This is a genomic window from Kocuria sp. BT304 (assembly GCF_003290245.1).
In the GTDB taxonomy this organism is placed as follows: domain Bacteria; phylum Actinomycetota; class Actinomycetes; order Actinomycetales; family Micrococcaceae; genus Kocuria; species Kocuria rhizophila_A.
The window spans coordinates 1,705,079-1,731,425 of the sequence record NZ_CP030039.1 but is presented as its reverse complement, the minus strand read 5'-3'; the positions used below and the strand labels follow the sequence as shown (position 1 = coordinate 1,731,425).

The window sequence follows — 26,347 nt, the reverse complement described above, 5'->3', positions numbered from 1 at the left end:
TCCGGGTGACCGCCCGCGGTCGTTCTCGGGTGCCGGTGCGCACGCAGCGGCGGGGCGCCTCAGGGCCTGTCGTCGCGGGGGGCCTCTGCGCGGTGGCCCGCGCCGGCATTGACGGCGCGCGCCAGCTCGTCGGGGTGCCGCGTGGCGGTGAGCCAGTAGGGAGTGGGGTCCACGGGATCGGTGATCCGGATGCGGCACAGGTCCGGGACGGACACCCGGAAGTTCATGAAGGCGCGGCCGTCGAGCCCCGGCCCGCGTGCGGTGCGCGCCTCGGCACCGCGCAGCGCTTCGGCCTCGCCCACGTACTGGCGCTCGATGTAGGCGCGGCCCACGCGCAGGTCCTCGTCGGTGAGCACGATGCTCGGGGCCCCCAGGTGCACGGCGAGCCCCACGCCGATCATGAGCACGGCGCCCACGATCACCCCCACCGCGACGCTGATGGGTGCCACGGCCACGAAGCCGGCCGCTCCCACGAACACGACGATCAACCACACCCACCACGAGACCGTGAGCTTCTCCGAGTACTGCACCGCGCCGGTGGTCGCGGGGGTCTGCGCCGCGGACGACGCCGCCCGCTCACCGTCCCCGTCTCGGGGACGGTCCGCGGGGGTGGCGTCGCGCCCCGGCCGGGTCGCGGTCGCCGCGTCCGGAGCGGAGCGGGCCGCGCGCTCGGCGGCATGGGGCGCGTCGTCGTGCGCGCCGGGGGAGGCACCGCGACCGGCGGCCGAGGCGGTGTGCTCGGGGGAGGGCGCCGCGGCGTCGAGCGTCCCGCGGGCCTCGGACGGGTGGTGCGTGGCGGAGGAGCGGGGGGTGGCCGCGGTGTCGCGCCGCGGGGGCCGGTCCGCGCCCGGCTCCGGATGCTGAGAACTCATGGCACCACCTTGGCACACTCACCCGGGAGCCGGCCCACCGTGCGTGGGGCCCCGGCGCCGCGCGTTAGAGTGGGGCACTGTGACTGACGCGAGCACCCCCGCCACGGTGGACGTGGCCCTGCAGCTGCTGGACCTGGACCTGCCCGCCCCCGCCTACGCGCGCGAGGGGGACGCCGGAGCGGACCTGCGGGCCCGCGCGGACGTGGAGCTGCTGCCCGGCGAGCGCGCGCTCGTGGACACGGGCGTGGCCGTGGCGATCCCGGCGGGGTACGTGGGTCTGGTGCACCCCCGCTCGGGACTCGCCGCGAAGCACGGCATCACGGTGGTCAACGCCCCGGGCACCGTGGACAGCGGCTACCGGGGTGAGCTCAGGGTGTGTCTGCTCAACACGGACGCGCGGCAGCCCTACACCGTGCGCCGCGGCGAGCGGATCGCCCAGCTGGTGGTCCAGGAGGTGGTGACCGCGCGGTTCCGGGTCACCGATCGGCTGCCCACCAGCGAACGGGGCGAGCGCGGGTTCGGCTCCTCCGGAACGCACTGACCCGCTCGCCAACAACCGCTGGGCTGCGCACGACGCGGGCGACCCGGTACGGCCCCCGTGGGGCACACCGGGCCCGGCGGTGGCGCCCACCCGGGACGACCGCGCGGTGCGGGTCCGCCAGAATTTCCCCTCGACGACTTCTTGGAGGCACTGATGTTCGGACGTAGGAAGCGCACGCGCGCCGAGGCCGCGGACACCGCGCAGCAGACGGGCGCCACCGCGGCGAGCGCCGAGGACGGCGAGGCCACCGAGCCCCGGGGCGACGTCGACCGGGCCGAGGACCCCCGTGCCAACGGGCCGTGGGACGAGTCGGAGTTCACGGGCGAGCGCGGCGAGTACCTGGACCTCGGCGCGCTGCTCGTCAAGCCGATGGCCGACGTGACCGTGCGCGTGGAGGTGGACCAGGCCACCCAGGTGCCGCGCGCGGTGAACCTCGACTTCCGGGACGGCTCGGTGCAGCTGCAGGCGTTCACCGCCCCGAAGTCCTCCGGGCTGTGGGACGAGGTCCGGGCCGAGCTCGTGGCCGGCCTGCGTCGGGACGGGGCGCAGCCCACGATCGCGCAGGGCCCCCTCGGGGCGCAGGTGGACGTGCGGATCCCCGGCACCACCCCGGACGGGCAGCAGGGCTTCCGCCTGGCCCGGTTCGTGGGCATCGACGGTCCCCGCTGGTTCCTGCGCGCCGTGTTCACCGGCGGCGCGGCCCTGCCCGGGACCACCGCGGAGGTGCTCGACGACGCCGTGCGCGCCCTCGTGGTCGTGCGCGGCCAGGACCCGCACCCGCCCCGTGACCTGCTCACGCTGTCGATGCCGCAGGACGCCACGGTCACCCCGGCCCACGGCGGCCCGGAGCACGAGGGCTCCGACGCCACCGCCGGCGACCGTGCGGCGTCGGGCCCCGCGGTGCAGCCCCCGCGGCGCGGGCCCGAGATCACCGAGATCGGCTGAGCGTGACCGGCAACAACCCCCTGACCGGGGCCATCGACGTGATGGCCGAGCCCGAGGCCACAAACAGCGACCTCACCCCGCCGCGCGGCGAGCGGCCCCGGCGCCGGGCGGTCGTGGAGGGGACCGTGGTGGAGGTGACCCTCGCCCCGGCCACGACGGCCCCGCACTTCCGTGCTCTGCTGAAGGTTCCGCGCCCGGGCAGCGCCCTGCCGTGCGGCGTGGAGCTGCTGTGGCACGGTCAGCGCACCGTGCCGGGCGTGGCCGCCGGCACCCGGCTGCGGTGCCTGGCCGTCGTGTGCTTCCCGGACGGGGTGCCCACCATGTACAACCCGCGCTACGAGATCGTGACGCCCAAGAAGGTGGGCCGGTGACGCGCGAGGGGGAGCCGGGGGAGCAGCCCCGGGAGGACCCCGGGGCGAGGGTGCACCGCGCCGCGGAGGACTTCGCGCAGCGCTCCGGGTGGCGCCGGGACGAGAGCGGCCAGCTGGACGTGCTCTCCGCCGTGGGCGGCTGGCGCGGCGTGGTGGAGTCCGTGCTTCCCGGTCTGGTGTACCTGGTGTGCGTGATCGCCGTGGGCAGCCTGTCCGTGGCGCTCACCGCGTCCCTGGCGAGCGCGGCCGTGTTCACGGTGGTGCGCCTGGCGCAGCGGCAGTCCGCGACCCAGGCGTTCGCGGGTCTCGTGGGCGTGGGGATCTGCGCATTGTTCGCTCGCGTGGGCGGGGATGCCCTCGACTACTACGTGTGGGGCTTCATCACCAACGCCGTGGGGATCGTGGTGCTCGCGGTCTCCGCGGCCGCAGGCTGGCCCCTGCTGGGAGTGCTCTACGGCTACATCCGCGGCGAGGGGACCGAGTGGCATGCCAGGCCGGCGCGGCGCTCCGCGTACCAGCGGGCGACCGCGCTGCTGATCGCCATGTTCGCGGCCCGGCTGGCCGTGCAGCTGCCGCTGTTCTTCGCGCAGGACGTGGCCGCGCTGGGGATCACCCGGCTGGTGATGGGGGCTCCGCTGTACGCCGCCGTGCTGTGGGTGGGATGGCTGTGGAGCCGCCCTCGTCACGTGCCGCCTGCAGGTTGACGTCCCGGGCCGTGGTGAACATGGCCCGCAGCTGCTCCTCACCCTCCGCGGTGGTGATGAAGAACAGCTCGTCCCCGCCCTCCAGCAGGTCGTCGCCCGAGGGGGCGATGGGCACGCCGTCGCGCAGGATGGCCACGAGCGCCACGTCCGGGGGCCACGGCACCTGGGACACCGTGCTGGCCACCACGGGGTGCTCGCGCGGGACCGTGTAGGCGGACAGCGTGGCCGCCCCGGTCTGGAAGCTCAGCAGCCGCACCACGTCCCCGATCTCCACGGCCTCCTCCACGAGCGCCGTCATCAGCCGGGGGGTGGACACCGCCACGTCCACGCCCCAGGCGTCGTCGAAGAGCCACTCGTTCTTGGGGTTGTTCACGCGGCCCACGGTGCGCGGCACGCCGAACTCGCTGCGCGCGAGCAGGGAGACCACCAGGTTGGCCCTGTCGTCCCCGGTGGCCGCGACCACCACGTCCGCCTCCTCCGCCCGCGCGCGTTGGAGCACGTCGAGGTCGCACGCGTCCCCCACGACCCACTGCGCGCCGCGCAGGTTGGAGCGGCCGATCACCTCGGCGGTGGCGTCCACCACCACGACGTCGTGGCCGTGCGAGAGCAGCTCCCGGGCGATCGAGGAGCCCACGGAGCCCCCGCCCACGATGACCACGTGCATCAGCCACGCCCCCGCGAGTCCTGGGTCGCGGCCAGGGCCACGGCCTCCATGACCTCGTCCGACGGCGGACGGGACAGGACACGGGCAACCCGCTCCACGTCCTCCACGCGCATCATGGCGTGCACGATGTCTCCTTGCTGGTAGCTGGTGTCGCTGGCCGGGAGGATGCCCTCCCCGAACCGGGTGACGAACGCGATCCGCACCCCGGCCGCCTCCTCGATGCGGTCCAGGTGCAGCCCCGACCAGGAGTCGTCCAGGGGCAGCTCCCCGAGCTGCAGCCGCCCGGAGGCCTCCCGGAAGTCCCCGGTGATGGCGTGCTCGGGCAGGATCCGCCGCAACACCTGGTCCGCGCTCCAGCGCACCGACGCCACGGTGGGGATGCCCATGCGCTGGTAGAACTCGGCGCGGGTGGGATCGTAGATCCGCGCCACCACGTGCTTGACCTTGAAGGTCTCACGGGCCACCCGCGCGGCGATGATGTTGGAGTTGTCCCCGCTGGAGACCGCAGCGAAGGCGTACGCCTCGGCGATCCCGGCGCGCTGGAGCACCTCGCGGTCGAAGCCGTGTCCGGTGACCTTCTTGCCCGAGAACGAGGGCCGCAGCTTGCGGAACGCCCGGTCGTCCTGGTCGATCACCGCCACGGTGTGCCCGGAGTCCTCCAGGGCGTGCGCGAGGGTGATCCCCACCCTGCCCACACCCATGATCACGAAATGCGCCATGGGCGACAGCATAGGTCCCCCGCGGGACAAGCACCGGCCGAGGGACTAGCGTGTTCCCACGTGTATGTGTCCCAGTTCGTCCGCCGCGCGCTCGTGGGCAAGCCGCTCCACAACGAGCGCGCCGCGGGCACCGTGCTCTCGAAGGGCACGGCCCTGCCCGTGTTCGCCTCAGACGCGCTGTCCTCGGTCGCGTACGCCCCGGACGAGATCGTCCTGACGCTCGCGCTCGCGGGCTCCGCCGCGATCGTCGTCTCCCCGTGGGTGGGGCTCGCGGTGCTCGTGGTGCTGGCCGTGATCATCACCGCCTACCGCCAGAACGTGAGGGCCTACCCGTCCGGCGGGGCCGACTTCGAGATCGCGTCCAAGAACCTGGGTCGTCCCGCCGGGGCGGCCGTGGGGGCCGCGCTGCTCGTGGACTACACGCTGGTGGTGGCCGTGTCGATGGCCGCCGCCGCCCAGTACCTCGCCGCGGTGTTCCCGTGGCTCGTGGGGCACCGCACGGTGGTCGCCGTGGTGGGGATCGCCCTGGTGGGACTGCTGAACCTGCGCGGGCTGAAGTTCATGGGCCGGGCGTCCTCCGTGCCCACGTACGCGTTCTTGGCGGTGGTGCTGCTGCTCATCGTGGTGGGTGTGGTGCAGGACGTCACCGGGGCGCTGGGCCCCGCGCCGTCGGCGGCCTACGACGTGCTGCCCGCCGAGGGCATGGACTCCGGACTGGTGGGGCTCGCGGGCGCCATGCTCGTGCTGCGGGCCTTCTCCTCCGGGGCGGTGGCCGTGACCGGGGTGGAGACCATCACGCACTCCGTGCCCTACTTCCGCAAGCCCAAGGCGCTCAACGCCGCGCGGACCCTCGCCGTCCTCGGTGCCCTCTCCGCCGTGCTGCTGCTGGGCGTGCTCTACCTCACCCGCCGCACGGGCGTGGTGGTGGTCATGGACCCCGCGCGGCAGCTGCTGATCGGGGGCCACGCCCCGGACGCGTCCTTCTACCAGGTCCCGGTGCTGGCGCAGATCGCCCAGGCCGTCACGGGTGCGGACTCCGTGTGGGTCGTGGTGCTCGCCCTGGCCACGGTGGGGGTGCTGTTCATGGCCGCCAACACAGCCTACTCGGGCTTCCCGGTGCTCGCGTCCCGCCTGGCGTCCTCCGCCCTGCTGCCGCGGCAGCTGCAGAGCCGCGGGGACCGGTTCGCGTTCACCAACGGCATCGTGCTGCTGTCCGTGGTGGCGGCCGGGTTCACGCTCGTGTTCGGGGCAAACGTCAACGCGCTGATCCAGCTGTACGTGGTGGGGGCGTTCTTCGCGTTCACCCTGACCCAGGCGGGCATGGTCCGGCACTGGACCCGCGTGCGGCGCACCCGCACGTCGCGCACCACCAACCGCCAGTTCGCGCTGCGCCTCGGCGTGGCGGCGATCGCGCTGGTAGCGTGCGCGGCGGTGTTCGTGGTGATCCTCGTGACCAAGTTCGTGCAGGGGGCGTGGCTGACCATCGTGGCGATCGCGCTCACCACGGTGTTCATGCGCGCGATCGCCCACCACTACCGCTCGGTGGACGCCGAGCTCGCCGTGCACCCGGACTCGATGGTGCGTGCCCTGCCCTCGCGCGTGCACTCGATCATCGTGGTCACCTCCGTGCGCAAGCCCGTGGTGCGCGCGCTGACCTACGCCCGGGCGTCCCGGCCCTCGACGCTCGAGGCCGTGGTGGTGGACACGGACCGCACCCGCACGCAGGAGATCGTGCGGCAGTGGCAGTCCCTGGAGATCCCCGTGCCCATCACCGTGCTGGCCTCCCCCTACCGGGACACCGTGGGCCCGGTGGTCGCCCACATCCGTGGCATCCGGCGCAAGTCCCCGCGCGACCTCGTGATCGTCTACCTCCCGGAGTACGTGGTGGGCCGCGGGTGGGAGCGCTTCCTGCACAACCAGGCCATCCGCCCCCTGCGGACCCGGCTGCACTACGAACGCGGAGTCATGATCGCCTCCGTGCCCTGGCACCTGGAATCGGTGCGCGAACTGCAACTCACGGAGAACTCCCGATGACACAGACCCCGCACACGCTCGAGCTGCGCCTGGGGGACGTGGCCCACGGGGGTCACGTGGTGGCCCGCACGGACGAGGGCCGCGTGGTGTTCGTGCGCCACGGGCTGCCCGGGGAGCTCGTGCGCGTACGGCTCAGCGACGCCCAGCCCGAGGCCTCCTACTGGCGCGGTGACGCGGTCGAGGTGCTGGAGCCCGCGGCGGGCCGGCGGGGCCAGCACGTCTGGTCCCAAGCCGACGCCGCCCTGGCGGACTCCCGGGGCACGGCACCCGTGGGCGGTGCCGAGTTCGGGCACGTGGAACTGACCCTGCAGCGCGAGCTCAAGACCCGGGTGCTCGCCGAGCAGCTCGAGCACCTCGCGGGCCACACGTGGGACGGCAACGTGCAGGCCACCGCGCACGAGCGCGCGGACGGCACCGGCTGGCGCACGCGGCTGCACCTGGACGTCGCGGCGGACGGCCGGGCGGGGATGCACCCCCACCGCTCGGACGAGCTCGTGGCGGTCACGGACATGCCCCTGGCCACGGACGCGATCCGCGAGCTCGCCCCGTGGTCCCTGCGGCTGCCGGGGGCCGAGCGCGTGGACGTCGCCGCGCCGTCGAACGGGCTGTGCGCGCTGCTGCACGTGAGCCTGCGCCCAGACACGAGTGAGCCGCAGATCGACGCGCTGCGCGGTGAGCTCACGCAGTGGGGCGAGGAGCACGGGGTGTCCGTGACCGCGCGCTCGGCGGACCATCGCCGGATCGCCACGTGGGCCGGCGAGCCCGGTGTGTGCGAGACGCTCGAGCTCCCGGGCCTCGACGGATCCGGGCCCCGGCGGCTGCAGTGGCGGGTGAGCCCCACGGGGTTCTGGCAGATCCACCGCGAGGCCCCTGAGACCCTGTCCCGCGCCGTGCTCGAGGCCGCGCGGCTGGAGCCGGGGGAGACGGTCTGGGACCTCTACAGCGGGGCCGGGCTGTTCACGGCGGTCGCCGCCGACGCCGTGGGGGAGCGCGGGCGCGTCTTCGCCGTGGAGGGCTCCCCGGTGACCTCCGCCGACGCCGCCCACAACCTCGCCGGGGCCCCGCACGTCACGGGCGTGCGCGGGGACGTGGCCCGGGTGCTCACCGGACGCGGCGGCGCCCGGCGCGGTGACCGGCGCCGGGGAGGCGGTTGGGCGGCGTCGTCCCGGGACGCGCGCACCGTGGCACCCCCGCGGCCCGACGCCGTGATCATGGATCCGCCGCGTGCGGGTGCCGCGAAGGAGGTGCTCGCGGCGGTGGACCAGGCCGGGCCGCGGCGGATCGTGTACGTGGCGTGCGATCCGGCAGCACTCGGGCGCGACCTCGGGCGGCTGCGGCGCCGCGGCTGGCGGATCGAGGACGTCTCCGGCTTCGACCTGTACCCCAACACCCACCACGTGGAGGCCGTGGCGCTGCTGCGCCGGGACGCGTGAGCCCCGCGTGACGCGACCCACGTCCGTGCGCCGCCGCCGGGGTGGTCATGCCGGGGCGCGGGCGTGGCACGGGCTACACTGGCAGGGACCGTTCCACGTGCACGGGGGCGCAAGTCTGCACCGTGCGCGCAGAACGTAACCGACGGTGGCGAGAGGAGTTCCACACCATGACTGTGGACAGCTTTGGAGCCAAGGGCGTTCTCAACGTCAAGGGCACCGACTACGAAATTTTCCGACTGAACGCCGTGGAGGGAGCCGAGAAGCTCCCCTACAGCCTGAAGGTCCTGCTCGAGAACCTGCTGCGCACCGAGGACGGTGCCAACGTCACGAGCAAGCACATCGAGGCCCTGGGGTCCTGGGACCCCAGCGCCCAGCCCGACACGGAGATCCAGTTCACCCCTGGTCGCGTGATCATGCAGGACTTCACCGGCGTGCCCTGCATCGTGGACCTCGCCACCATGCGCGAGGCCGTCGCGGACCTCGGGGGAGACCCCTCCCGCGTGAACCCGCTCGCTCCGGCCGAGCTGGTCATCGACCACTCGGTGCAGATCGACGCCTTCGGCTCCGCCGACGCGATCGAGCGCAACATGGACATCGAGTACCAGCGCAACGGCGAGCGCTACCAGTTCCTGCGCTGGGGTCAGACCGCGTTCGACGACTTCAAGGTGGTGCCGCCCGGAATGGGCATCGTGCACCAGGTCAACATCGAGAACCTGGCCCGCGTGGTCATGACCCGCGAGGTGGACGGCACCGTGCGCGCGTACCCGGACACCTGCGTGGGCACCGACTCCCACACCACCATGGAGAACGGCATCGGCGTGCTCGGCTGGGGTGTGGGCGGCATCGAGGCCGAGGCCGCGATGCTCGGTCAGCCCATCTCCATGCTGATCCCGCGCGTGGTGGGCTTCAAGCTCACCGGCGAGATCCCCTCCGGTGCGACCGCCACGGACGTGGTGCTGACCATCACGGAGATGCTGCGTGAGCACGGCGTGGTGGGCAAGTTCGTGGAGTTCTACGGTGAGGGCGTGGCAGCGGTGCCGCTGGCCAACCGCGCCACGATCGGCAACATGTCCCCGGAGTTCGGTTCCACCGCGGCGATCTTCCCGATCGACCAGGTGACCCTGGACTACCTGGCGCTCACGGGCCGCTCCGAGGAGCAGATCGCCCTGATCGAGGCGTACACCAAGGAACAGGGCATGTGGCACGACCCCGAGCACGAGGTCGCCTACTCCGAGTACCTCGAGTTGGACCTGTCCACCGTGGTCCCCTCGATCTCCGGGCCCAAGCGTCCCCAGGACCGCATCGAGCTGACCCGCTCCAAGGAACAGTTCCGCGACGACCTCGTGAACTACGTGGCCGAGGACAAGTCCGTGGAGGCGGACCCGGACGTCGTCGAGTCCTTCCCGGCGTCCGACGCCCCGTCTCACGACGCCACCGACGAGCAGGACCCCCAGGACGCACCGCGCGAGAGCTCCGCGAACGACCTGCGGGAGCGCGCCGAGCACCGCGTGGAGGTCTCCATGGAGGACGGGCGTTCCTTCGAGCTGGACCACGGTGCCGTGTCGATCGCCTCGATCACGTCCTGCACCAACACGTCCAACCCCTCGGTCATGATGGCCGCGGCCGTGCTCGCGCGCAACGCCACGGAGAAGGGCCTCAAGGCCAAGCCGTGGGTCAAGACCTCGATCGCCCCGGGCTCGCGCGTGGTCACCGAGTACTACGAGAAGTCCGGTCTGCTCCCGGCCCTCGAGGAGCTCGGCTTCTACATCGTGGGTTACGGCTGCACCACGTGCATCGGTAACTCCGGGCCCCTGGAGCCCGAGATCTCCCAGGCCGTGCAGGACAACGACCTCGCGGTGACCTCGGTGCTCTCCGGCAACCGCAACTTCGAGGGCCGGATCAACCCGGACGTGAAGATGAACTACCTCGCGTCCCCGCCGCTGGTCATCGCGTACGCGCTGGCCGGGACCATGGACTTCGACTTCGAGAACGAGCCCCTGGGCCAGGACTCGAACGGTCAGGACGTGTTCCTCAAGAACATCTGGCCGGGTCCCACCGAGGTCCAAAAGATCATCGACGCCTCGATCGACACGGGCATGTTCGACCGCGAGTACGGCACCATCTTCGACGGTGACGAGCGTTGGCAGAACCTGGACACCCCCACGGGTGACGTGTTCGAATGGGACCCCGAGTCCACCTACGTGCGCAAGCCACCGTACTTCGACGGCATGACCATGGAGACCATCCCGGTGGAGGACATCGAGGGCGCGCGCGTGCTGCTCAAGCTGGGCGATTCCGTGACCACGGACCACATCTCCCCGGCTGGCTCGTTCAAGTCCGACACCCCCGCGGGTAAGTACCTCACCGAGCACGGCGTGCAGCGCAAGGACTTCAACTCCTACGGTTCCCGCCGCGGCAACCACGAGGTCATGATCCGCGGTACGTTCGCGAACATCCGGATCAAGAACCAGCTGCTCGACGGTGTGGAGGGCGGTTTCACCCGCGACTTCACCCAGGAGGGTGGCCCGCAGGCCGCTGTGTACGACGCCGCCATGAACTACCAGGAGGCCGGCGTGCCCCTGGTGGTGCTGGGCGGCAAGGAGTACGGCTCCGGTTCCTCGCGCGACTGGGCGGCCAAGGGCACGTCCCTGCTGGGCGTGCGCGCGGTCATCGCGCAGTCCTACGAGCGCATCCACCGCTCCAACCTGATCGGCATGGGTGTGCTGCCCCTGCAGTTCCCCGAGGGCGAGTCCGCGGACTCCCTGGGGTTGGATGGCACCGAGACCTTCTCGATCGAAGGGGTCACTGCGCTCAACGACGGCCAGACCCCCAAGACCCTCAAGGTCACCGCCACCAAGGAGGACGGCTCCACCGTGGAGTTCGACGCCGTGCTGCGCATCGACACCCCGGGTGAGGCGGACTACTACCGCAACGGCGGCATCCTGCAGTACGTGCTGCGCCAGATCGCCAAGTAGCCCACCGGGCGCCACTCACCCCACCGGCCGGTGACCCCCTCGGGGGTCACCGGCCGGTGGCGTTGTCCGGGACCCCGGGAGGGGGCACGGGTGCGGGCGAGTAAGATCGGACGGAGCATTTGGGCGCCGCGGGCTCCGGCGCACGGGACGCATTCCGTTGCGGGCGAGCCCCCGGCGCCGTGACACCCACGGAGAGCAGGCAATGACGCTTCTGGAGAGCATCGAGGGACCCGAGGACCTGAAGGGTCTGGACGCCGCGGCCATGGAGCAGCTGGCCGGCGAGATCCGTGACTTCCTCATCAGCCACGTCTCGGCCACGGGGGGCCACCTGGGCCCGAACCTGGGGGTCGTGGAGCTCACGCTCGCCGTGCACCGCGTGTTCTCCTCGCCCCGGGACTCCGTGGTCTTCGACACCGGCCACCAGTCCTACGTGCACAAGCTGCTCACGGGCCGCCAGGACTTCGACACGCTGCGCCAGGAGGGCGGGCTCGCGGGCTACCCCTCCCGCGCCGAGTCCGAGCACGACATCGTGGAGTCCTCCCACGCGTCCTCCTCGCTGTCCTGGGCGGACGGGATCTCCCGCGGCTACGCGCTCACGGGCCAGCACGACCGCCACACCGTGGCCGTGATCGGGGACGGCGCCCTCACCGGTGGCATGGCGTGGGAGGCCGTGAACAACATCGCCTCGGACCGCGACCGCAAGGTCGTGATCGTGGTCAACGACAACGGCCGCTCCTACGCGCCCACGGTGGGCGGTTTCGCCAACCACCTCAAGGATCTGCAGGCCAGTGTGCAGCAGGGCGTGGACGCCGTGCGCACGGACCGCCGCTACGAGCAGACGCTGGCGAAGGCCAAGCACCTGCTGACCGCGTCCGGGCACCTGGGCCAGGCGGTCTACCGCGGGCTGCACGGGATGAAGCAGGGCATCAAGGACGTGGTGATCCCGCAGGGGATCTTCGAGGACCTCGGCATGAAGTACGTGGGCCCCGTGGACGGACACGACCTCGCGGCCATGGAGCAGGCACTGACCAACGCCCGCAACTTCGGCGGTCCGGTGATCGTGCACGCCATCACGGAGAAGGGCCACGGCTACCTCCCCGCCCGCCTGGACGAGAACGACCAGTTCCACTCGGTGCCGGTGATCGACCCGGCCACGGGCAAGCCCACCGGCGCGGCCTCCGCGCGCACCTGGACGCACGTGTTCCGTGACGAGATCGCGGCGATCGCGGACGAGCGCCCGGACGTCGTGGGGATCACCGGCGCCATGCTGATCCCCATGGGCCTGCAGAAGATGCAGCTGGCCCACCCCGAGCGCGTGGTGGACGTGGGGATCGCGGAGCAGCACGCCCTGACCATGGCCGCGGGCATGGCCTTCAGCGGCCTGCACCCGGTGGTGGGTCTCTACGCCACGTTCCTCAACCGCGGTTTCGACCAGCTGCTCATGGACGTGGCCCTGCACCACGCCGGTGTCACCGTGGTGCTCGACCGCGCGGGGGTCACCGGCCCGGACGGGCCCAGTCACCACGGGATGTGGGACCTCGCGCTGCTGCAGATCGTGCCGGGGCTGCACCTGGCCGCCCCGCGCGACGAGGCCACGATGGTCGAGGAGCTGCGGGAGGCCGTGGCCGTCCCGGACGCGCCCACCGTGGTGCGCTACCCCAAGGGCGCGGTGGGCGCCCCGCTGCCGGCCCTGGAACGCTTCCCGGACGGGGTGGACGTGCTGGCCCGCAACGGCGAGGCCGGCGGTCCGCAGGGCGAGCAGCGCGACGTGCTGATCGTGGGGGTGGGCGCCATGTGCGTGACCGCCCTGGAGGTCTCCGAGCGGCTCGCGGCCCACGGGGTGTCCTCCACGGTGCTCGACCCCCGGTGGGTGCTGCCCGTCGCGGACTCGGTCGTCCGCACCGCGGCACGGCACCGGATCGTGGTGGTGATCGAGGACGGTGTGCGGGCCGGGGGCATCGGGTCCCTGATCCGCCAGCAGATGCGCGCCCAGGGGGTGGACACCGCTCTCAACGAGGTGGGTCTGCCCACGGAGTTCCTGGAGCACGCCAGCCGCGACCAGATCCTCGAGCACACCGGGGTCACCGCCCAGCGCATCGCCCAGGACACGCTGGCCTCCGTGCTCGGCACCCGGGTGCCCTACGCCCGGCCCGCCCACGACGACGCCGCCGCGCCCGTGTCCTCCTCCGGCCCCGAGCCGCGCTGAGCCCGGCCCCGCCACGGGTCAGCCGACGATCACACGGCCCTTCTCGACCTTCACGGGGTACGGGGTGAGCCCCGTGGTGGCGGGTCCGCTCGTCACGTCACCGGTGGCGGTGTCGAACACGGAGCTGTGGCACGGGCACACGAACGTCTTCCCGGACGGATTCACCGCGCAGCCCTGGTGCGGGCACACGGGGGAGTAGGCGGTGAACGTCCCCTTGCTCGGCTGGGCCACCACGGCCTGCACGCCGGAGGCGTCCACCTTCACGCCGGAGCCCACGGGGACGTCCGCGGCAGCGGCCACGTCGGTGGGTCCGCTCGGGGCACCGGGGGTGGAGGAGCCGCCGCTCTTGCCGGAGCCGCAGGCACTCAGGGCCACGGCGCCGACGGCCGCGACGCCCGCCATCCCGACCGCGCGGCGTCGTGAGGGAGCGGCGTTCGTGGCGGTCCCACCGTGCTCCCCACGGGAGCGTGCGGTTCCGGGCGCGGGTTGCTGGGCGGACCCGGGTGCGGGCTGTGCCGCGGCGTCGTGCTGGCTGCTGGTCATGGTGTTCCTCTCGTCGCCGGTCCGACTTCATCCTAGAGCGCAATCAGCGCCGCGGACCGTGCCCCGTGGCCGTGCGGGGGCCGACAATCAGTACGATGAGCGGCAAGAGCGGTCCGGTCCGATCCGGTCCGCGGAAACGAGAGGGAGGCACCATGATCAAGCGTCTTGCATTTGTGGCCGGTTTCGGGATCGGGTTCGTGGTCGGGTCAGCGTCCGGCCGCAAGAGCTACGAGTCCCTGCGCGAGAGCGCCATCAACACCTGGAACGACCCCAAGGTCCAGGCCAAGGTGTCCGAGGGCACCGACTGGGTCAAGTCCGAGGTCCCCGTGGTGGGCGAGAAGATCGCCGAGGGTGCCCAGAAGGCCACCGAGACGGTGACCACCAAGGCGTCCGAGGGCGCGGCGGCCGTCAAGGACAAGGCCCAGGACGGTGCCGCCTCCGTCAAGGAGAAGGCCCAGAGCTCGTCCTCCCAGGGCACGGACGCGAAGCTCCCGAAGCCCGCGACCACCGAGAAGGACGTGGACATGGAGCCGGCGCACCCCGCCCCGGACGCCAAGGACATGAAGAACTGATCCCGTTCCGGGCCCCCTGACCGGGGCCCCGAATCCGCCCCGGAGCCCGGGGCGCCTGCCTCCGGGACGGAGCAGGACGGCGGCCGCACACCGTGGTGTGCGGCCGCCGCCGTGCGTGCGGGCCCATGGTCGGCCAGGTCGGGCGGGGCACCCCGCAGAGTTCACGTCACAGCGGATGTCACGCGGTGGCAGGACGCACCAGGAGGTCCCCGCACGGACCGCGGCACTCCAGAACACCCTGGAGGTCGCGAAAGCTCCGGCCGTGTCGGTCCTGTGGGCCCCTTCCCTCCGCACCGGGGAGTCCCGCACGACGCCGCCCGGTCAGTCCTGGGGCTCGCCGGCCTTGTCCGCGCGGCGGCGGGCGCGCAGGGCCCGCCACTCGGCACCGATCACGGGGGCGACCCGCTCCACCTGCCACGAGCGGGCCCCGAGCTCGCGCAGCCGCTCGGCCACGGCGTCGTCGGACGTGGAGCGCGGGGGCTGCCAGCAGAAGCGGCGCAGGTGCTCGGGTGTGAGCAGGTTCTCCGTGGGCAGCTCCAGCTCCTCCGCGAGGGCCGCGACCGCCGGTTTCAGCACCTTGAGCCGGGCGGAGGCCTCAGGGCGCTTGGTCTCCCAACCCTTGACCGGGGGCAGCGCCGTGGAGGGGATCGTGGCGGGCACGGGCTCCTCCGTGAGGCGGGCCTCCTGCACGGCGGCGAGCCAGCGCGGAGCCTCGCGGGAGGCGAGCCGGCCGTGGAAGCCGGGGGTGGACATGAGCTGGGGCACGGTGCGTGGCATCGCGTTGGCCGCGGCGATGATCGCGGAGTCCGGCAGCAGGCGGGTGGGGGCGAGGTCCTTGTGCTCGGCGAGGGACTCCCGCGCGAGCCACAGGTTGCGCACCGCGGTGAGCTTGCGCCGACCGCGCACGTTGCCCAGCCCGTGCGTGCGCCGCCACGGGTCCTGCCGGGGCGCGGGCGGGGGCGCGGTGCGCACGTGCTCGAACTCCTCGAGCGCCCAGTCCAGCTTGCCGGCCCGCGCGAGGCGCTCCTCCGTGGCCCAGCGCAGCTGCACGAGCACCTCCACGTCCAGCGCGGCGTAGTTGAGCCAGTCCACTGGCAGGGGCCGCTGGGACCAGTCCACGGCGGAGTGCTCCTTGGACAGCGTGAACCCCAGCAACTCCTCGGTCATGGACGCGAGCCCCACCTTGCGCAGCCCCAGCAGCCGTCCGCCCAGCTCGGTGTCGAACAGCTCGTCGGGGTGCATGTCGAGCTCCGCGAGGCACGGCATGTCCTGCGTGGCCGCGTGCAGCACCCACTCCACACCGCGCAGGGCCTCGTCCACCTCGGCCAGGGAGCCCACGGCCTCCGGGTCGATCAGCACGGTCCCGGCACCCTCGCGCCGCAGCTGCACCAGGAAGGCGCGCTGGCCGTAGCGGAAGCCCGAGGCGCGCTCGGTGTCCACGGCCACGGGCCCGTGGGCCGCCGCGAGCTGCTCGGCGGCACGGCTGAGCCCCCGGGCGGTGTCCACCACGCGGGGCAGTCCCTCGGCCGGGCCGTTGAGGTGCACGGTCGCGGGGATCGCGAGGTGCTCGAAACCGGGCACCACGATCTCCGGCGGTCCCGGTTCACGGGCTGGGGTCTGGTCCTTGGCGTTGCTGCTGATGGGATTTCCCTCGAACGGTGCGGGATCGGTGGCGGAGTGTGCTCCCCGCCGCCGGGAAAACTGATGCGCGGGTGCTCACACGGAGACCACACCCTCGTGGCACGGTGGCAGGCCCGCAGCGGTACACAGTACCTGGGTCCACGCGTGCAGGTGGGACCGGGCCCAGTGGGGTGCCCCGGTGTGCGGCACGGGGGTCCAGGACGCCCGCACCTCCACCTGGGCGACGTCTTCGCGGTCCGTGAGGCTACCGTAGTGGCGCTCCACGATCCGCGACGCCGTGCCGCCCTCGGCGGTGAACAGCGCCCCGTGCTCCCCGAGGGTCTCCGTGAGCCAGGACCAGCTGACGTCCGTGAGCAGCTCGTCGCGGCCCATCTCCGGGTCCATGCGGGAGCGGAACCAGCTCACGATCCGCAACGGGCCCTGCCACGGTGCCGGGCAGGATTCGTCGTAGAGCACCACGAAGCGACCGGAGGTCGGGGCCTCGCGGGGCGCGGCGGCGTCGTCGAACCCCGGTGCGGGGGTTCGGTGGCCGACCTCGGCCGCGAAGGAGATGGCGTGGGGCGCCAGACCCCGCGGCGGGGCGATCCGGCCGAGGGTGATCTCGGGGCGGAAGCGGGCAGTCTCCAGGGCTCGCACGACTGCGCGAAACACGTCCGGAGTGCTCTTCAGCTCGGTCACCGCTCCCACAAGGTCACAGTAACCAGACTGATCACCATCGGGGGCCGTTTGGCGTCGTGTCGCCGCGGGGTGTCCCGCCGCGGCCGCGCCGGCCGCGCAGCGCCGCTCAGTCCACCGGCACGAGGCGCAGGGACACCGAGTTCATGCAGTAGCGCAGGTCCGTGGGGGTGTCGTAGCCCTCGCCCTCGAACACGTGGCCCAGGTGCGAGTCGCACGTGGCGCAGCGGACCTCCACGCGCTTCATACCCATGGTGGTGTCCTCGATGTAGCGGACCCTGTCCTCGGCCAGCGGCGCGAAGAACGAGGGCCACCCGCAGTGCGAGGCGAACTTGGTCTCGGAGCGGAACAGCTCCGCGCCGCACGCGCGGCACGTGTAGACACCCTCGGTGGTGGTGTCCACGTACTCGCCGGTGTGGGGGGCCTCCGTCCCGGCCTGGCGCAGCACCCGGTACTCCGCGGAGCTCAGCAGCTCGCGCCACTGGGCGTCCGTGCGGGCGGCCGCGGCCTCGGGGGTCAGGGGAGCGCCGGTGTCCCGGCGCTGGGGATCGTCGTTCACGTGCACGGTGTGCCTCCCGGTCGTGGGTGTGCTTGCCCAAGGTGCAACGACGCCGCCGCTGCCGTTATGCCCGTCCGGGCGCCGTGCCACAATGGCGCCATGGGACGGCGCAACGCACCTCAGCAGCAACCGGACGGCGCGCGCTCGTGGCAGCACGGCGCCCTGGTGGGCGCCGCCGCGAGCATCGGGGCGGCGTCGGCCACCTTCGCCGCGTCGGGGACCATCGCGGCCCTCGTGGCGCGCCACGTGGTCACCCCCTCCACCCGGCCCGGCAACGTGAGCGTCCTCAAGCTCGAGCGGGACCCCCACTCCGGGCTGCAGCTCGTGACCCTGCCCGCCACCTCGGACACCCGGGTGGCCGGCACGTACGCGCTGCGCTTCGACGACGGCGCGGGGCTCGCCCGCATCGGCTTCACCGTGCGCCAGACCGGCGGCACGGTCACCCGGGTGGTGGAGCGCGTCTACCGCGGCGAACTGGCCGTGGGCAAGCGCGGCTGGTGGACCGGCACGGTCTACGCCCGCCCCTCGGACGCCGGCCTCGCATACAGCAAGGTGGAGATCGCCACGCCCCTGGGCCCCGCCCCGGCGTGGCTCGTGCCCGGCGACGGGGACACCGCCCGGCCGGAGCACACCGGCACGTGGGCCGTGATGGTGCACGGGCGCGGGGCGCAGCGCCCCGAGTGCATCCGCGGGGCCCGGGTGGCCCACCAGCTGGGGCTGCACTCGCTGATCGTCTCCTACCGCAACGACTCCGAGGCGCCCACCACCGAGGACAACAAGTACGGGCTGGGCTTCACCGAGTGGGAGGACGTCCAGGCGGGCATCGGGTACGCGCTCGAGCACGGTGCCACGGACGTGGTGCTGTTCGGGTGGTCCATGGGCGGGGCCATCGTGCTGCGCGCCACCGAGCTCACCCGTCACCGGGACCGGATCCGGGCGCTCGTGCTCACCGGGCCGGTGGTGGACTGGTACGAGCTGCTGGCCCACCAGACCCGCGTGCACCGCATCCCGCGCCGCGTGGGGCGGATGGCCGCGGACCTGATCTCCCACCGGATGGGCCCGCGGATCACCGGGCTCGCCGCGCCGCTGGACCTGCACGCGCTGGACTGGCTGTCCCGGTGGGAGGACATCACCACGCCCACCCTGATCCTGCACTCCACGGATGACGAGGTGGTTCCCGTGGCCGGGTCCGTGAAGCTCGCCGACCTCAGCCCCCACGTGGACTTCGTGGGCTTCTCGGGTGCCCGGCACACCAAGGAGTGGAACATCGACCGCAAGCGCTACGAGCGGGCGCTCAGGGACTGGCTGGGCGCGGTCCTCAGGCAGGAATCCGGCGGCGCCTGAGCGCACAGCGGGGTGTGAGGCTCCACGGGGACCACCCCGGACACGACGCGAGCCGCCCCAGGAACGGGGCGGCTCGCGCGGTGGAAGCGGCAGTCGGCTCAGGCGGCCTGCTGCGCCGTGATCTGACGCTTGATGCGCCCCAGCATCGCGGACATCCCGCGCATCCGCAGCGGGGACACCAGCCGGGTGAGTCCGAAGCGCTCCGGGAGGTCGTCGGGGACGTCCAGCACCTGCGAGGCCGGGAGCCCGTCGAGGCCCTCGTGCAGGATCGCGGCGAACCCACGCGTGGTGGGCGCCTCCGCAGGTGCGGAGAAGAACAGGGACACCGGGGCGTCGGGGCCCGTGCCGTCCAGCTCCACCGCCAGGAACAGCGGGGACTGGCACTCGGTCACCTGCTCGAGCTCCTCGGGGTGCTCGCCCAGCCGGGCGGGCAGCTCCGGCAGAGACCGCGAGAACTCGAGCAGCAGCTGCAGCTTGTCCGGCTCGGGGACCTCGTGGAAGTCCGTGACGAGCTCCGCGAGCTGCTCGGGCAGGTCCTGCGCGCTCATCGGGTGGCCTCCGGGGCCTCGCCGCGCTCCTCGCCCTGGGCCACGGGCACGCGCACCGCGTTGCCCCACTCGGTCCAGGAGCCGTCGTAGTTGCGCACGTTCTCGAAGCCCAGCAGGTGCGTGAGCACGAACCACGTGTGGGACGAGCGCTCGCCGATGCGGCAGTACGCGATCACGTCCTCGCCGGGGGTCAGGCCCACCTCGTCCAGGTAGATGGCCTCGAGCTCCGCGCGGGACTTGAACGTGCCGTCCTCCGCGGCGGCACGGGCCCACGGCACGGAGGCCGCGGTGGGGATGTGCCCGCCGCGCAGCGTGCCTTCCTGGGGGTAGTCCGGCATGTGGGTGCGCTCGCCCGTGTACTCCTGTGGGGAGCGCACGTCGATCAGCGGGGTGGTGCCCAGCGCCGCCAGCACGTCCTCGCGGTACGCGCGGATCGGGGTGTCGTCCCGCTCGACCGCCGGGTAGTCGCTCGCCACGACCTCGGGCCGCTCGGTGCTGAGCTCGCGGCCCTCGGCGATCCACTTGTCGCGCCCGCCGTTCATCAGGCGCACGTCCCGGTGACCGAACAGCGTGAAGACCCACAGGGCGTAGGCGGCCCACCAGTTGGACTTGTCGCCGTAGATCACCACGGTGTCGTCGCGGGAGATTCCCTTGCGGGACATCACCTCGGCGAACTGCTCCCCGTTCACGTAGTCGCGGGTGTCCGGTTCGTTGAGGTCCGTGTGCCAGTCCACCTTGACGGCCCCGGGGATGTGCCCGGTCTCGTACAGCAGGACGTCCTCGTCCGATTCGACGACGACGACGCCGGGCGTGCCGACGTGATCGGCCACCCACTGCGTGGACACCAGACGTTCCGGGTGCGCGTACTGCGCGAACGCGTCGTTCTGCTCTGCTTCTACAGCCATGAGACTTCTCCTTGTCCTTGTGCTGTCGTGGGCGCTGCGCACGCACGTGCCGTGCGCGTCTCGTTCTCCAGCGTAGTGGTGCGCGCGCACCCGGCGCATGCCGGCCCGCGTGTGCCGTCATACGCGGTCGCCGTGTTCACCACGGGCTGACCGGTAGCATCGGGGGAGAACGGGACGCCCGGCGCGTCCCACGTACTGTCCGTTTACCGCAGGACCGGTCCCGGTGCGCGCCCGCCGCGGCGAGCGATCCGGAACCGGTCGGGAGGCCCTGTCACGTGAGCACTCAGATCGAACACCTCGTGGAGCGCGATCCGCGCGTCTCGGCCGACGAGCTGCTGGACGGCTTCCGGCCCTCGGAACGCTTCGGGGAGGTGTCCTTCGACACCTACCGCCCGGACCCGTCGCAGCCCTCCCAGGCCGAGGCCGTGGAGAAGCTCAAGGCCTTCGCCGCGGGCGTCTCCGGCCGCGGTGCGCAGGGCGGCGGGGGCTTCTTCTCCAAGCTCTTCGGCGGTCAGAAGGCCGCGGCCGCGCCGCAGGGGATCTACCTGGACGGCGGCTTCGGCGTGGGCAAGACCCACCTGCTCGCGTCCCTGTGGCACGCGGTGCCCGGGCCCAAGGCCTTCGGCACGTTCGTGGAGTACACCAACCTGGTGGGGGCCCTCACGTTCCGGCGCACGGTGGACGCCCTGAAGCAGTACACGCTCGTGTGCATCGACGAGTTCGAGCTCGACGACCCAGGGGACACCGTGCTGATGTCCCGGCTGATGCGCGAGCTCGCGGACGCCGGCGTGAAGCTCGCGGCCACGTCCAACACCCTGCCGGGCTCGCTGGGGGAGGGGCGCTTCGCGGCGCAGGACTTCCAGCGCGAGATCCAGGTGCTATCCAGCCAGTTCGAGGTGGTGCGCATCGACGGTGAGGACTACCGCCACCGCGGCCTGCCGCAGGCACCGTCCCCGCTGGCCGACGACGCCGCGCTCGACGCCGCGATCGAGCAGCACTTCCCGGGGCGGCGGGTGGCGGTGGACGACTTCGACGCGCTAATGGAGCACCTCTCCCGCGTGCACCCCTCGCGCTACCGCGCGTTCATCCAGGACCTCGACGCGATCGCGTGGCGCGGTGTGCGCACCATCGACCAGCAGGCCGTGGCGCTGCGCTTCGTGGTGCTCGCGGACCGGCTCTACGACCGGGACCTGCCCATCCTGTCCACCGGGGTGCCCTTCGACCAGGTCTTCACCGAGGAGATGATGGCCGGTGGGTACCAGAAGAAGTACTACCGCGCCGTCTCGCGCCTCACGGCGCTGGCCCGGGAGGCCAGCGAGGCCTGAGCGGCCCGCAGCGCGCGGGGCACCCAGGGCGTGGCACGTGAACGGGGCCCCTCCCGAGTGGAAGGGGCCCCGTTCTCACGCTGCGGGTGCAGTGCTACTGGTTGCCGCCGAGGTGGTCGCGCACGGCGTCCTGGCCCTGGTCGACCTGGCCCTCGAACTTGCCGCCGGTCTTCTCGTCCACGGCATCGCCGGCCTTGTCGATGCCCTGGTTGACCTTGTCCTGATGGTCACCGGCCATGCCCTTGGCCTTGTCCGCGAGTCCTCCGAGATCAGGCATGATCAGAATCCTTTCGCTCGAGTCACCAGCCCGGTCGCGGGTCGGTTGCAGAACATCCTGCCCTCGCTCGGCGCCCGGGGGAATGGGCCCGGGGAAATATTCGCGGTCAGAAAACAGGCCGTGACACCGGGGGTGGGCTCTGTCATATTCCCGGCCGTGCGGGGTGGTGCGGCGCGTGGGCCGGCCCGGCGGCGTCGTGACGTCATGCCACCCCGGGGACGCGGCGAGCGTGTGTGGACCAGCCTGGCGGCGTCGTCGAGCGGTCCGCCCCGGCGCGCAGGAGGGGGCGGCTGCCCGGCTGCGGGGGTCGGCGAGTGCACGGGCGGCGTCCCGGGGAGGGTCGCCGCCGTGGCCCGGTGGAGTATCCTGGTGAGTCCCCCGTGCCCGCGACCACCCGTCGCGCCCGCCGTGGCCCACACCGTGGCCCGGTGCCCGGGGCAGGTCCCCGCAGGGGCGTCATCCCAGCCACGAAGGAGTCAGTGCGCACCATGACCACCGAACAGGTCGAGCTGCTCCGCCACCCGGCGGAGGCCATCAACTGGAACCGCGTCCAGGACGAGAAGGACACCGAGGTCTGGGACCGTCTGACGTCCAACTTCTGGCTGCCCGAGAAGGTGCCGCTGTCCAACGATGTCCAGTCCTGGAAGACCCTCACCGCCGAGGAGCAGGACCTCACCATGAAGGTGTTCACGGGGCTCACCCTGCTGGACACCATCCAGGGTACGGTGGGCGCCGTCTCGCTGATCCCGGACGCCAAGACCCTGCACGAGGAGGCGGTGTACACCAACATCGCGTTCATGGAGTCCGTGCACGCGAAGTCCTACTCCTCGATCTTCTCCACGCTGTCCTCCATGAAGCAGATCGACGAGGCGTTCCGCTGGTCCAAGGAGAACGAGCACCTGCAGCGCAAGGCGGACATCGTGCTGCGCTACTACAAGGGTGACGACCCCCTGAAGAAGAAAGTGGCCTCCACGCTGCTGGAGTCCTTCCTGTTCTACTCCGGGTTCTACCTGCCCATGTACTTCTCGTCGCACGCCAAGCTGACCAACACCGCGGACCTGATCCGGCTGATCATCCGCGACGAGGCCGTGCACGGCTACTACATCGGCTACAAGTACCAGAAGGGTCTGCTGCAGGAGAGCCCGCAGCGCCAGCAGGAGCTGAAGGACTACACCTACGACCTGCTGGACGAGCTGTACGAGAACGAGGTGGCCTACGCGGAGGCCCTCTACGACTCCGTGGGCTGGACCGAGGACGTCAAGAAGTTCCTGCACTACAACGCCAACAAGGCGCTGAACAACCTGGGCTACGAGGCGCTGTTCCCGCGGGAGATGACGGACGTGTCCCCGGCGATCCTCTCCTCGCTGTCCCCGAACGCGGACGAGAACCACGACTTCTTCTCCGGCTCCGGCTCCTCCTACGTGATCGGCAAGGCCGTGAACACGGAGGACGAGGACTGGGACTTCTAGCCCCGGCCCGCACGGCGCCCTGAGTACCACTCGGCCCGGATCCGCACGGTGTGCGGGTCCGGGCCGTTCTCGTGTCCGGGTCGGTGCGCGCTCGTGCGCCGTGGACCGCCGCCGCGCCGCGCGCTGACGGGTGCCGCGGCGTCGTCCCCCAATGTGCGACTGTGGCAGCGGCGCCGGCGGTGCCTAGACTGGCAGGGCAAGGGGAGAGATCCCGTGGGCGCGCGGCAATCCGGGGGGAGAACCGCGGCCACGGGGCAGGATCGACATCCGTGGTGAGGGCGCCCTGGCGCGCCCTCACCGGGGACGACTTTCACAGGGGGCTTGTGAGCATGCGTGCAGCGTCGACCGTGAGGACCGCTCTGTCGGTGAGCGAACTGACCGCACTGAACCAGCTGATGCGGGGCACCGGCACCGTGGAGGCCTTCGAGCGCGAGCTCGTGACCCGTGTGTTCACGGGCGCGCTCGGGTGGCTGGGGGAGCTGGAGGGCCGGGAGCTCAGCGCGGACCAGCGCAAGCGGTGGAACGCCGCCGTGCGCTACGTCAACCGGTACGTCCCCCGCGGGGGTGTGACCATGACGTGCGGTGTGCTGGACCGGGTGAACCAGTCTCGGGACCTGCTGGACGACCACCACCTGCTGAAGACGGCGATCGTTGCCGCGGCAGCGCACGGGCCGGTCACCGAGCGCAGGCCTCGCACGTCGGCGGCCCGCACGGTGCAGCCGCGGCCCGACACCGCGCTCGCGCACACCGGGGTCTGACCGGCGGTCCCGGCACCCCGGGCCGACTTGGAGACGCCGGCGAGCGCGTCCGTCGCCACTGCGGGGGTACGGCTCGTCCACACCGGGGCCCGAGCGCGCGGCTCGGTACCGGGCAGCTCGCCGCGCGCCTGCACTAGAGTTGGCGCCAGCATGAAACTCATACGTCAGCGCGAGTCCCTGGGCGCCGAGCAGGACTACCGCCGCGCCCTGTCCATCCTCGACGCCGCCCGCGGCGGCGCCACCGAGCCCGTGCTGCGCGTCTACCAGCCGCGGCCCACCGTGGCCTTCGGGCGCCGGGACGAACTGAACCCGGGCTTCGCCCGTGCCCGCCAGGCCGCGCTCGACGCCGCCTTCACGCCTCTCGTGCGCCGGGTGGGTGGCCGCGCGGCGGCCTACCACGGCGGGTGCCTCGTGATCGATCACGTGGAGCCGGACCCGGACCCCAAGACCGGCATCCAGGACCGCTACCGGCTGTTCGGGGACATGGTGGTGGCCGCGCTCGAGGAGCTCGAGGTTCCCGCCCAGGTGGGCGAGATCCCGGGCGAGTACTGCGCGGGGGAGTACAGCGTGCACGCCCCGGGCACGGCCGCGCACCCTCGCCGGCCGGTCAAGCTCGCGGGCACGGCCCAGCGCGTGGTGGCCGGAGCGTGGTACTTCTCCACCGTGGTGGTGGTCGAGGAGTCCGAGCCCCTGCGGGGGGTGCTCGAGGATGTCTACGCGTGCCTGGGCGTCCCGTGGGAGCCCTCCACCGCCGGATGCGTGGCGGACGTGCGCCCCGGGACCACGGTGGCGGAGGTCGAGACCGCGCTGCTGAACGTCTACGACAGGTACGGGCAGTACATGGGTCACGGACCGGTGACCCGCCCCGAGCACGGCTGAACCCACCGAACAGGAAGGGGCCCCACATGTGCGGGCGCTACGTGATCGCCAGGACTCCCGGGCAGCTGGCCCTGCCCTTCGACGCGCGGGTGGACGCCTCGGTGGGTGAGCACGTGGAGCCCAACTGGAACGTGGCCCCCACCCACACCGTGCCCGTGCTGCTGGAGCGGCTCTCGGAGGACGGCCAGCTGCTGCCCGAGCTGCATGCCGCCCGCTGGGGGCTGGTGCCCTCGTGGGCCAAGGAGATCTCGGTGGGCTCCAGGATGTTCAACGCGCGCTCTGAGACCGTGATGGACAAGCCCTCGTTCCGTGCCGCCATCACGTCCCGCCGCTGCGCCGTGCCCGCCGACGGCTACTACGAGTGGAAGGCCCCGGACAGCGGACGCGGCAGGAAGCAGCCGTACTACGTGCACCCCCGGGACGGGTCCGGGATCTGGTTCGCTGGCATCTACGAGTGGTGGCGCGTGCCCGCGGACGCCACCGACGGCGCGCGGGCGGGGCAGACCCGTCCCGGTCGTGGCGGGGATCCCGACGGCGCCTGGCTGCTCTCGTGCTCGATCCTCACCCGTGCGGCTCCGAGCCCTCACGACGAGGACCCGGCCTTGGCGGCCCTGGGCTCCCTGCACGACCGGCTGCCCGTGGGCATGAGCGAGGAGTTCGCGCGGGAGTGGATCACCCCGGACACGGACAAGGCCCGGACACGGGCGCTCGTGGACCGCGCGGTGGACCACGGCCTGGAGGTCGCGGCGCACTGGGGCATGCACCCCGTGGGCACGGAGGTCGGCTCGGTGGCGTCGCGGGGCCCCCAGCTGGTGGAACCGCAGAACACGCTGCTGTGAACACACCCCCCGCGCCCCCGGTGACGGGGCGCGGTGCCCGCCCTAAAGTGGGCAGTGCACGCACGAGCGGACGGCACACGAGGATCGGGGCAGACATGGTGGAACTGGGCGGAAACCTCACGCGGGACGCACGCTGGCTCGTGGACTTCGTCCGCGTGGCGGGTGCGGGGGTGATCGCGAGCAACAGCGGCACCGGGCACCCGGAGTCCGCCTACGTGAACGTCGCAGCCACCGAGGACGCGCGCATCGTGCTCGGCACGAATGCGGGCTCCCGCAAGTTCACGAACATCACCTCGGACCCCCGCGTGTCCATGGTGCTGATGCGCGACGGCACGGAGGAGGTTCAGCTCGAGGGCGAGGCCACCGTGCTCGAAGGAGCTGAGGCCGCGGCGGCGGGGGAGACCCTCGAGGCCCAGCACCCCGGCGCCACGGACACCCACGACCCCGAGGCGCTGCGCCTGGTGGGGATCACCGTGCGCTGGGCCCTGCACACGGACGTGGCGCGTGAGCCCCGCCTGGCGGAGGAGCTCACGCTGCGCTGAGCGGGGC

26 protein-coding genes are annotated in these 26,347 nt (G+C 72.3%); 16 read left to right on the top strand and 10 right to left on the bottom strand.

Annotation, left to right across the window (positions count from 1 at the left end):
• Window positions 1-59 precede the first annotated feature (59 nt).
• Window positions 60-872 carry a DUF3093 domain-containing protein gene (locus DNL27_RS12445; RefSeq protein ID WP_239494288.1) on the bottom strand — a complete coding sequence of 271 codons (813 nt, stop codon included), beginning with the start codon at window positions 870-872 and terminating at the stop codon, window positions 60-62.
• A 79-nt stretch (window positions 873-951) separates the two neighbouring features.
• Between DNL27_RS12445 and dut the strand changes: the two genes are divergently transcribed.
• The 4 genes from dut to DNL27_RS07665 all read left to right on the top strand — a co-directional run bounded on the left by dut (window position 952) and on the right by DNL27_RS07665 (window position 3,433).
• The gene (gene dut / locus DNL27_RS07680) at window positions 952-1,413 is read left to right on the top strand and encodes a dUTP diphosphatase (RefSeq protein WP_112235187.1); all 462 of its coding nucleotides are present in this window, start codon (window positions 952-954) and stop codon (window positions 1,411-1,413) included.
• Between the two features lie 153 nt (window positions 1,414-1,566).
• The gene (locus DNL27_RS07675; RefSeq protein WP_012398490.1) at window positions 1,567-2,358 is read left to right on the top strand and encodes a DUF3710 domain-containing protein; all 792 of its coding nucleotides are present in this window, start codon (window positions 1,567-1,569) and stop codon (window positions 2,356-2,358) included.
• Window positions 2,359-2,360: 2 nt separating this feature from the next.
• Window positions 2,361-2,729 carry a hypothetical protein gene (locus DNL27_RS07670; protein ID WP_112235186.1) on the top strand — a complete coding sequence of 123 codons (369 nt, stop codon included), beginning with the start codon at window positions 2,361-2,363 and terminating at the stop codon, window positions 2,727-2,729.
• Window positions 2,726-3,433 carry a DUF3159 domain-containing protein gene (locus tag DNL27_RS07665; protein ID WP_112235185.1) on the top strand — a complete coding sequence of 236 codons (708 nt, stop codon included), beginning with the start codon at window positions 2,726-2,728 and terminating at the stop codon, window positions 3,431-3,433. Before DNL27_RS07670 ends, DNL27_RS07665 begins: the two co-directional genes overlap by 4 nt.
• Here the strand turns inward: DNL27_RS07665 and DNL27_RS07660 are convergent.
• Together DNL27_RS07660 and DNL27_RS07655 are read right to left on the bottom strand one after the other, a co-directional pair.
• Entirely contained in the window at window positions 3,339-4,097 is a 759-nt protein-coding gene (locus DNL27_RS07660) for a TrkA family potassium uptake protein (RefSeq protein ID WP_112235184.1), read from the bottom strand. The two genes, DNL27_RS07665 and DNL27_RS07660, sit on opposite strands and share 95 nt — an antisense overlap.
• Window positions 4,097-4,816 (bottom strand): TrkA family potassium uptake protein, encoded by a 720-nt coding sequence (locus tag DNL27_RS07655; protein ID WP_012398486.1) that lies wholly within the window; start codon window positions 4,814-4,816, stop codon window positions 4,097-4,099. The genes DNL27_RS07660 and DNL27_RS07655 overlap by 1 nt, the downstream gene beginning before the upstream one ends.
• A 60-nt stretch (window positions 4,817-4,876) precedes the next feature.
• Between DNL27_RS07655 and DNL27_RS07650 the strand changes: the two genes are divergently transcribed.
• From DNL27_RS07650 to dxs, 4 genes are all read left to right on the top strand, one after another.
• Window positions 4,877-6,850 (top strand): APC family permease, encoded by a 1,974-nt coding sequence (locus tag DNL27_RS07650; protein WP_112235183.1) that lies wholly within the window; start codon window positions 4,877-4,879, stop codon window positions 6,848-6,850.
• Window positions 6,847-8,283 (top strand): class I SAM-dependent RNA methyltransferase, encoded by a 1,437-nt coding sequence (locus DNL27_RS07645; RefSeq protein ID WP_112235182.1) that lies wholly within the window; start codon window positions 6,847-6,849, stop codon window positions 8,281-8,283. Before DNL27_RS07650 ends, DNL27_RS07645 begins: the two co-directional genes overlap by 4 nt.
• A gap of 167 nt (window positions 8,284-8,450) precedes the next feature.
• Complete coding sequence (acnA, locus tag DNL27_RS07640) at window positions 8,451-11,258, top strand: aconitate hydratase AcnA (protein ID WP_112235181.1); 2,808 nt, start codon at window positions 8,451-8,453, stop codon at window positions 11,256-11,258.
• Between the two features lie 202 nt (window positions 11,259-11,460).
• A complete protein-coding gene (gene dxs, locus DNL27_RS07635; protein WP_112235180.1) occupies window positions 11,461-13,464 on the top strand; it encodes a 1-deoxy-D-xylulose-5-phosphate synthase in 2,004 nt (667 codons plus the stop codon).
• Window positions 13,465-13,482: 18 nt separating this feature from the next.
• On the opposite strand, the gene DNL27_RS07630 is transcribed toward dxs, so the two are convergent.
• Window positions 13,483-14,007: a Rieske (2Fe-2S) protein gene (locus DNL27_RS07630; protein WP_229578106.1), complete on the bottom strand. Its 525-nt coding sequence runs from the start codon at window positions 14,005-14,007 to the stop codon at window positions 13,483-13,485.
• Between the two features lie 152 nt (window positions 14,008-14,159).
• On the opposite strand from DNL27_RS07630, the gene DNL27_RS07625 reads away from it, so the two are divergent.
• Window positions 14,160-14,579 carry a hypothetical protein gene (locus tag DNL27_RS07625; protein ID WP_012398480.1) on the top strand — a complete coding sequence of 140 codons (420 nt, stop codon included), beginning with the start codon at window positions 14,160-14,162 and terminating at the stop codon, window positions 14,577-14,579.
• 321 nt (window positions 14,580-14,900) lie between these two features.
• On the opposite strand, the gene DNL27_RS07620 is transcribed toward DNL27_RS07625, so the two are convergent.
• The 3 genes from DNL27_RS07620 to msrB form a co-directional block, all read right to left on the bottom strand.
• A complete protein-coding gene (locus DNL27_RS07620; RefSeq protein ID WP_012398479.1) occupies window positions 14,901-16,163 on the bottom strand; it encodes an HRDC domain-containing protein in 1,263 nt (420 codons plus the stop codon).
• Window positions 16,164-16,295: 132 nt separating this feature from the next.
• Window positions 16,296-16,898 carry a DUF3000 domain-containing protein gene (locus DNL27_RS07615; RefSeq protein ID WP_112235179.1) on the bottom strand — a complete coding sequence of 201 codons (603 nt, stop codon included), beginning with the start codon at window positions 16,896-16,898 and terminating at the stop codon, window positions 16,296-16,298.
• 106 nt (window positions 16,899-17,004) lie between these two features.
• Window positions 17,005-17,460, bottom strand: a complete 456-nt coding sequence (msrB, locus tag DNL27_RS07610) for a peptide-methionine (R)-S-oxide reductase MsrB (RefSeq protein WP_082681837.1) — start codon at window positions 17,458-17,460, stop codon at window positions 17,005-17,007.
• 93 nt (window positions 17,461-17,553) lie between these two features.
• Between msrB and DNL27_RS07605 the strand changes: the two genes are divergently transcribed.
• Entirely contained in the window at window positions 17,554-18,798 is a 1,245-nt protein-coding gene (locus DNL27_RS07605) for a S9 family peptidase (protein ID WP_112235178.1), read from the top strand.
• 98 nt (window positions 18,799-18,896) lie between these two features.
• On the opposite strand, the gene DNL27_RS07600 is transcribed toward DNL27_RS07605, so the two are convergent.
• A complete protein-coding gene (locus DNL27_RS07600; RefSeq protein WP_012398475.1) occupies window positions 18,897-19,346 on the bottom strand; it encodes a SufE family protein in 450 nt (149 codons plus the stop codon).
• Window positions 19,343-20,251: a sulfurtransferase gene (locus DNL27_RS07595; RefSeq protein ID WP_112235177.1), complete on the bottom strand. Its 909-nt coding sequence runs from the start codon at window positions 20,249-20,251 to the stop codon at window positions 19,343-19,345. The genes DNL27_RS07600 and DNL27_RS07595 overlap by 4 nt, the downstream gene beginning before the upstream one ends.
• A gap of 275 nt (window positions 20,252-20,526) precedes the next feature.
• Between DNL27_RS07595 and zapE the strand changes: the two genes are divergently transcribed.
• Complete coding sequence (gene zapE / locus DNL27_RS07590; protein ID WP_112235176.1) at window positions 20,527-21,576, top strand: cell division protein ZapE; 1,050 nt, start codon at window positions 20,527-20,529, stop codon at window positions 21,574-21,576.
• 94 nt (window positions 21,577-21,670) lie between these two features.
• Here zapE and DNL27_RS07585 read toward each other — a convergent pair whose 3' ends face one another.
• Window positions 21,671-21,853: an antitoxin gene (locus DNL27_RS07585; protein ID WP_112235175.1), complete on the bottom strand. Its 183-nt coding sequence runs from the start codon at window positions 21,851-21,853 to the stop codon at window positions 21,671-21,673.
• Between the two features lie 488 nt (window positions 21,854-22,341).
• Here DNL27_RS07585 and nrdF point away from each other — a divergent pair, with 488 nt between their 5' ends.
• From nrdF to DNL27_RS07560, 5 genes are all read left to right on the top strand, one after another.
• Window positions 22,342-23,322 (top strand): class 1b ribonucleoside-diphosphate reductase subunit beta, encoded by a 981-nt coding sequence (nrdF, locus tag DNL27_RS07580; protein WP_012398471.1) that lies wholly within the window; start codon window positions 22,342-22,344, stop codon window positions 23,320-23,322.
• A 365-nt stretch (window positions 23,323-23,687) separates the two neighbouring features.
• A complete protein-coding gene (locus DNL27_RS07575; RefSeq protein WP_239494286.1) occupies window positions 23,688-24,080 on the top strand; it encodes a hypothetical protein in 393 nt (130 codons plus the stop codon).
• Window positions 24,081-24,230: 150 nt separating this feature from the next.
• On the top strand, window positions 24,231-24,959 hold the full coding sequence (locus tag DNL27_RS07570; RefSeq protein ID WP_112235173.1) for a lipoate--protein ligase family protein: 729 nt from the start codon (window positions 24,231-24,233) through the stop codon (window positions 24,957-24,959).
• Between the two features lie 26 nt (window positions 24,960-24,985).
• Window positions 24,986-25,798: an SOS response-associated peptidase gene (locus DNL27_RS07565; protein WP_112235172.1), complete on the top strand. Its 813-nt coding sequence runs from the start codon at window positions 24,986-24,988 to the stop codon at window positions 25,796-25,798.
• Window positions 25,799-25,893: 95 nt separating this feature from the next.
• A complete protein-coding gene (locus DNL27_RS07560; protein WP_112235171.1) occupies window positions 25,894-26,340 on the top strand; it encodes a pyridoxamine 5'-phosphate oxidase family protein in 447 nt (148 codons plus the stop codon).
• Window positions 26,341-26,347: the final 7 nt, after the last annotated feature.

Coding starts and splice junctions, on each gene's coding strand:
- DNL27_RS07560 (WP_112235171.1), top strand. CDS start 25,894: ATGGTGGAACTGGGCGGAAACCTCACGCGGGACGCACGCTGGCTCGTG.
- DNL27_RS07660 (WP_112235184.1), bottom strand. CDS start 4,097: ATGCACGTGGTCATCGTGGGCGGGGGCTCCGTGGGCTCCTCGATCGCC.
- DNL27_RS07595 (WP_112235177.1), bottom strand. CDS start 20,251: ATGGCTGTAGAAGCAGAGCAGAACGACGCGTTCGCGCAGTACGCGCAC.
- DNL27_RS07625 (WP_012398480.1), top strand. CDS start 14,160: ATGATCAAGCGTCTTGCATTTGTGGCCGGTTTCGGGATCGGGTTCGTG.
- DNL27_RS07655 (WP_012398486.1), bottom strand. CDS start 4,816: ATGGCGCATTTCGTGATCATGGGTGTGGGCAGGGTGGGGATCACCCTC.
- DNL27_RS07645 (WP_112235182.1), top strand. CDS start 6,847: ATGACACAGACCCCGCACACGCTCGAGCTGCGCCTGGGGGACGTGGCC.
- DNL27_RS07630 (WP_229578106.1), bottom strand. CDS start 14,007: ATGACCAGCAGCCAGCACGACGCCGCGGCACAGCCCGCACCCGGGTCC.
- dxs (WP_112235180.1), top strand. CDS start 11,461: ATGACGCTTCTGGAGAGCATCGAGGGACCCGAGGACCTGAAGGGTCTG.
- DNL27_RS07585 (WP_112235175.1), bottom strand. CDS start 21,853: ATGCCTGATCTCGGAGGACTCGCGGACAAGGCCAAGGGCATGGCCGGT.
- DNL27_RS07600 (WP_012398475.1), bottom strand. CDS start 19,346: ATGAGCGCGCAGGACCTGCCCGAGCAGCTCGCGGAGCTCGTCACGGAC.
- acnA (WP_112235181.1), top strand. CDS start 8,451: ATGACTGTGGACAGCTTTGGAGCCAAGGGCGTTCTCAACGTCAAGGGC.
- DNL27_RS12445 (WP_239494288.1), bottom strand. CDS start 872: ATGAGTTCTCAGCATCCGGAGCCGGGCGCGGACCGGCCCCCGCGGCGC.
- nrdF (WP_012398471.1), top strand. CDS start 22,342: ATGACCACCGAACAGGTCGAGCTGCTCCGCCACCCGGCGGAGGCCATC.
- DNL27_RS07570 (WP_112235173.1), top strand. CDS start 24,231: ATGAAACTCATACGTCAGCGCGAGTCCCTGGGCGCCGAGCAGGACTAC.
- DNL27_RS07565 (WP_112235172.1), top strand. CDS start 24,986: ATGTGCGGGCGCTACGTGATCGCCAGGACTCCCGGGCAGCTGGCCCTG.
- DNL27_RS07675 (WP_012398490.1), top strand. CDS start 1,567: ATGTTCGGACGTAGGAAGCGCACGCGCGCCGAGGCCGCGGACACCGCG.
- DNL27_RS07605 (WP_112235178.1), top strand. CDS start 17,554: ATGGGACGGCGCAACGCACCTCAGCAGCAACCGGACGGCGCGCGCTCG.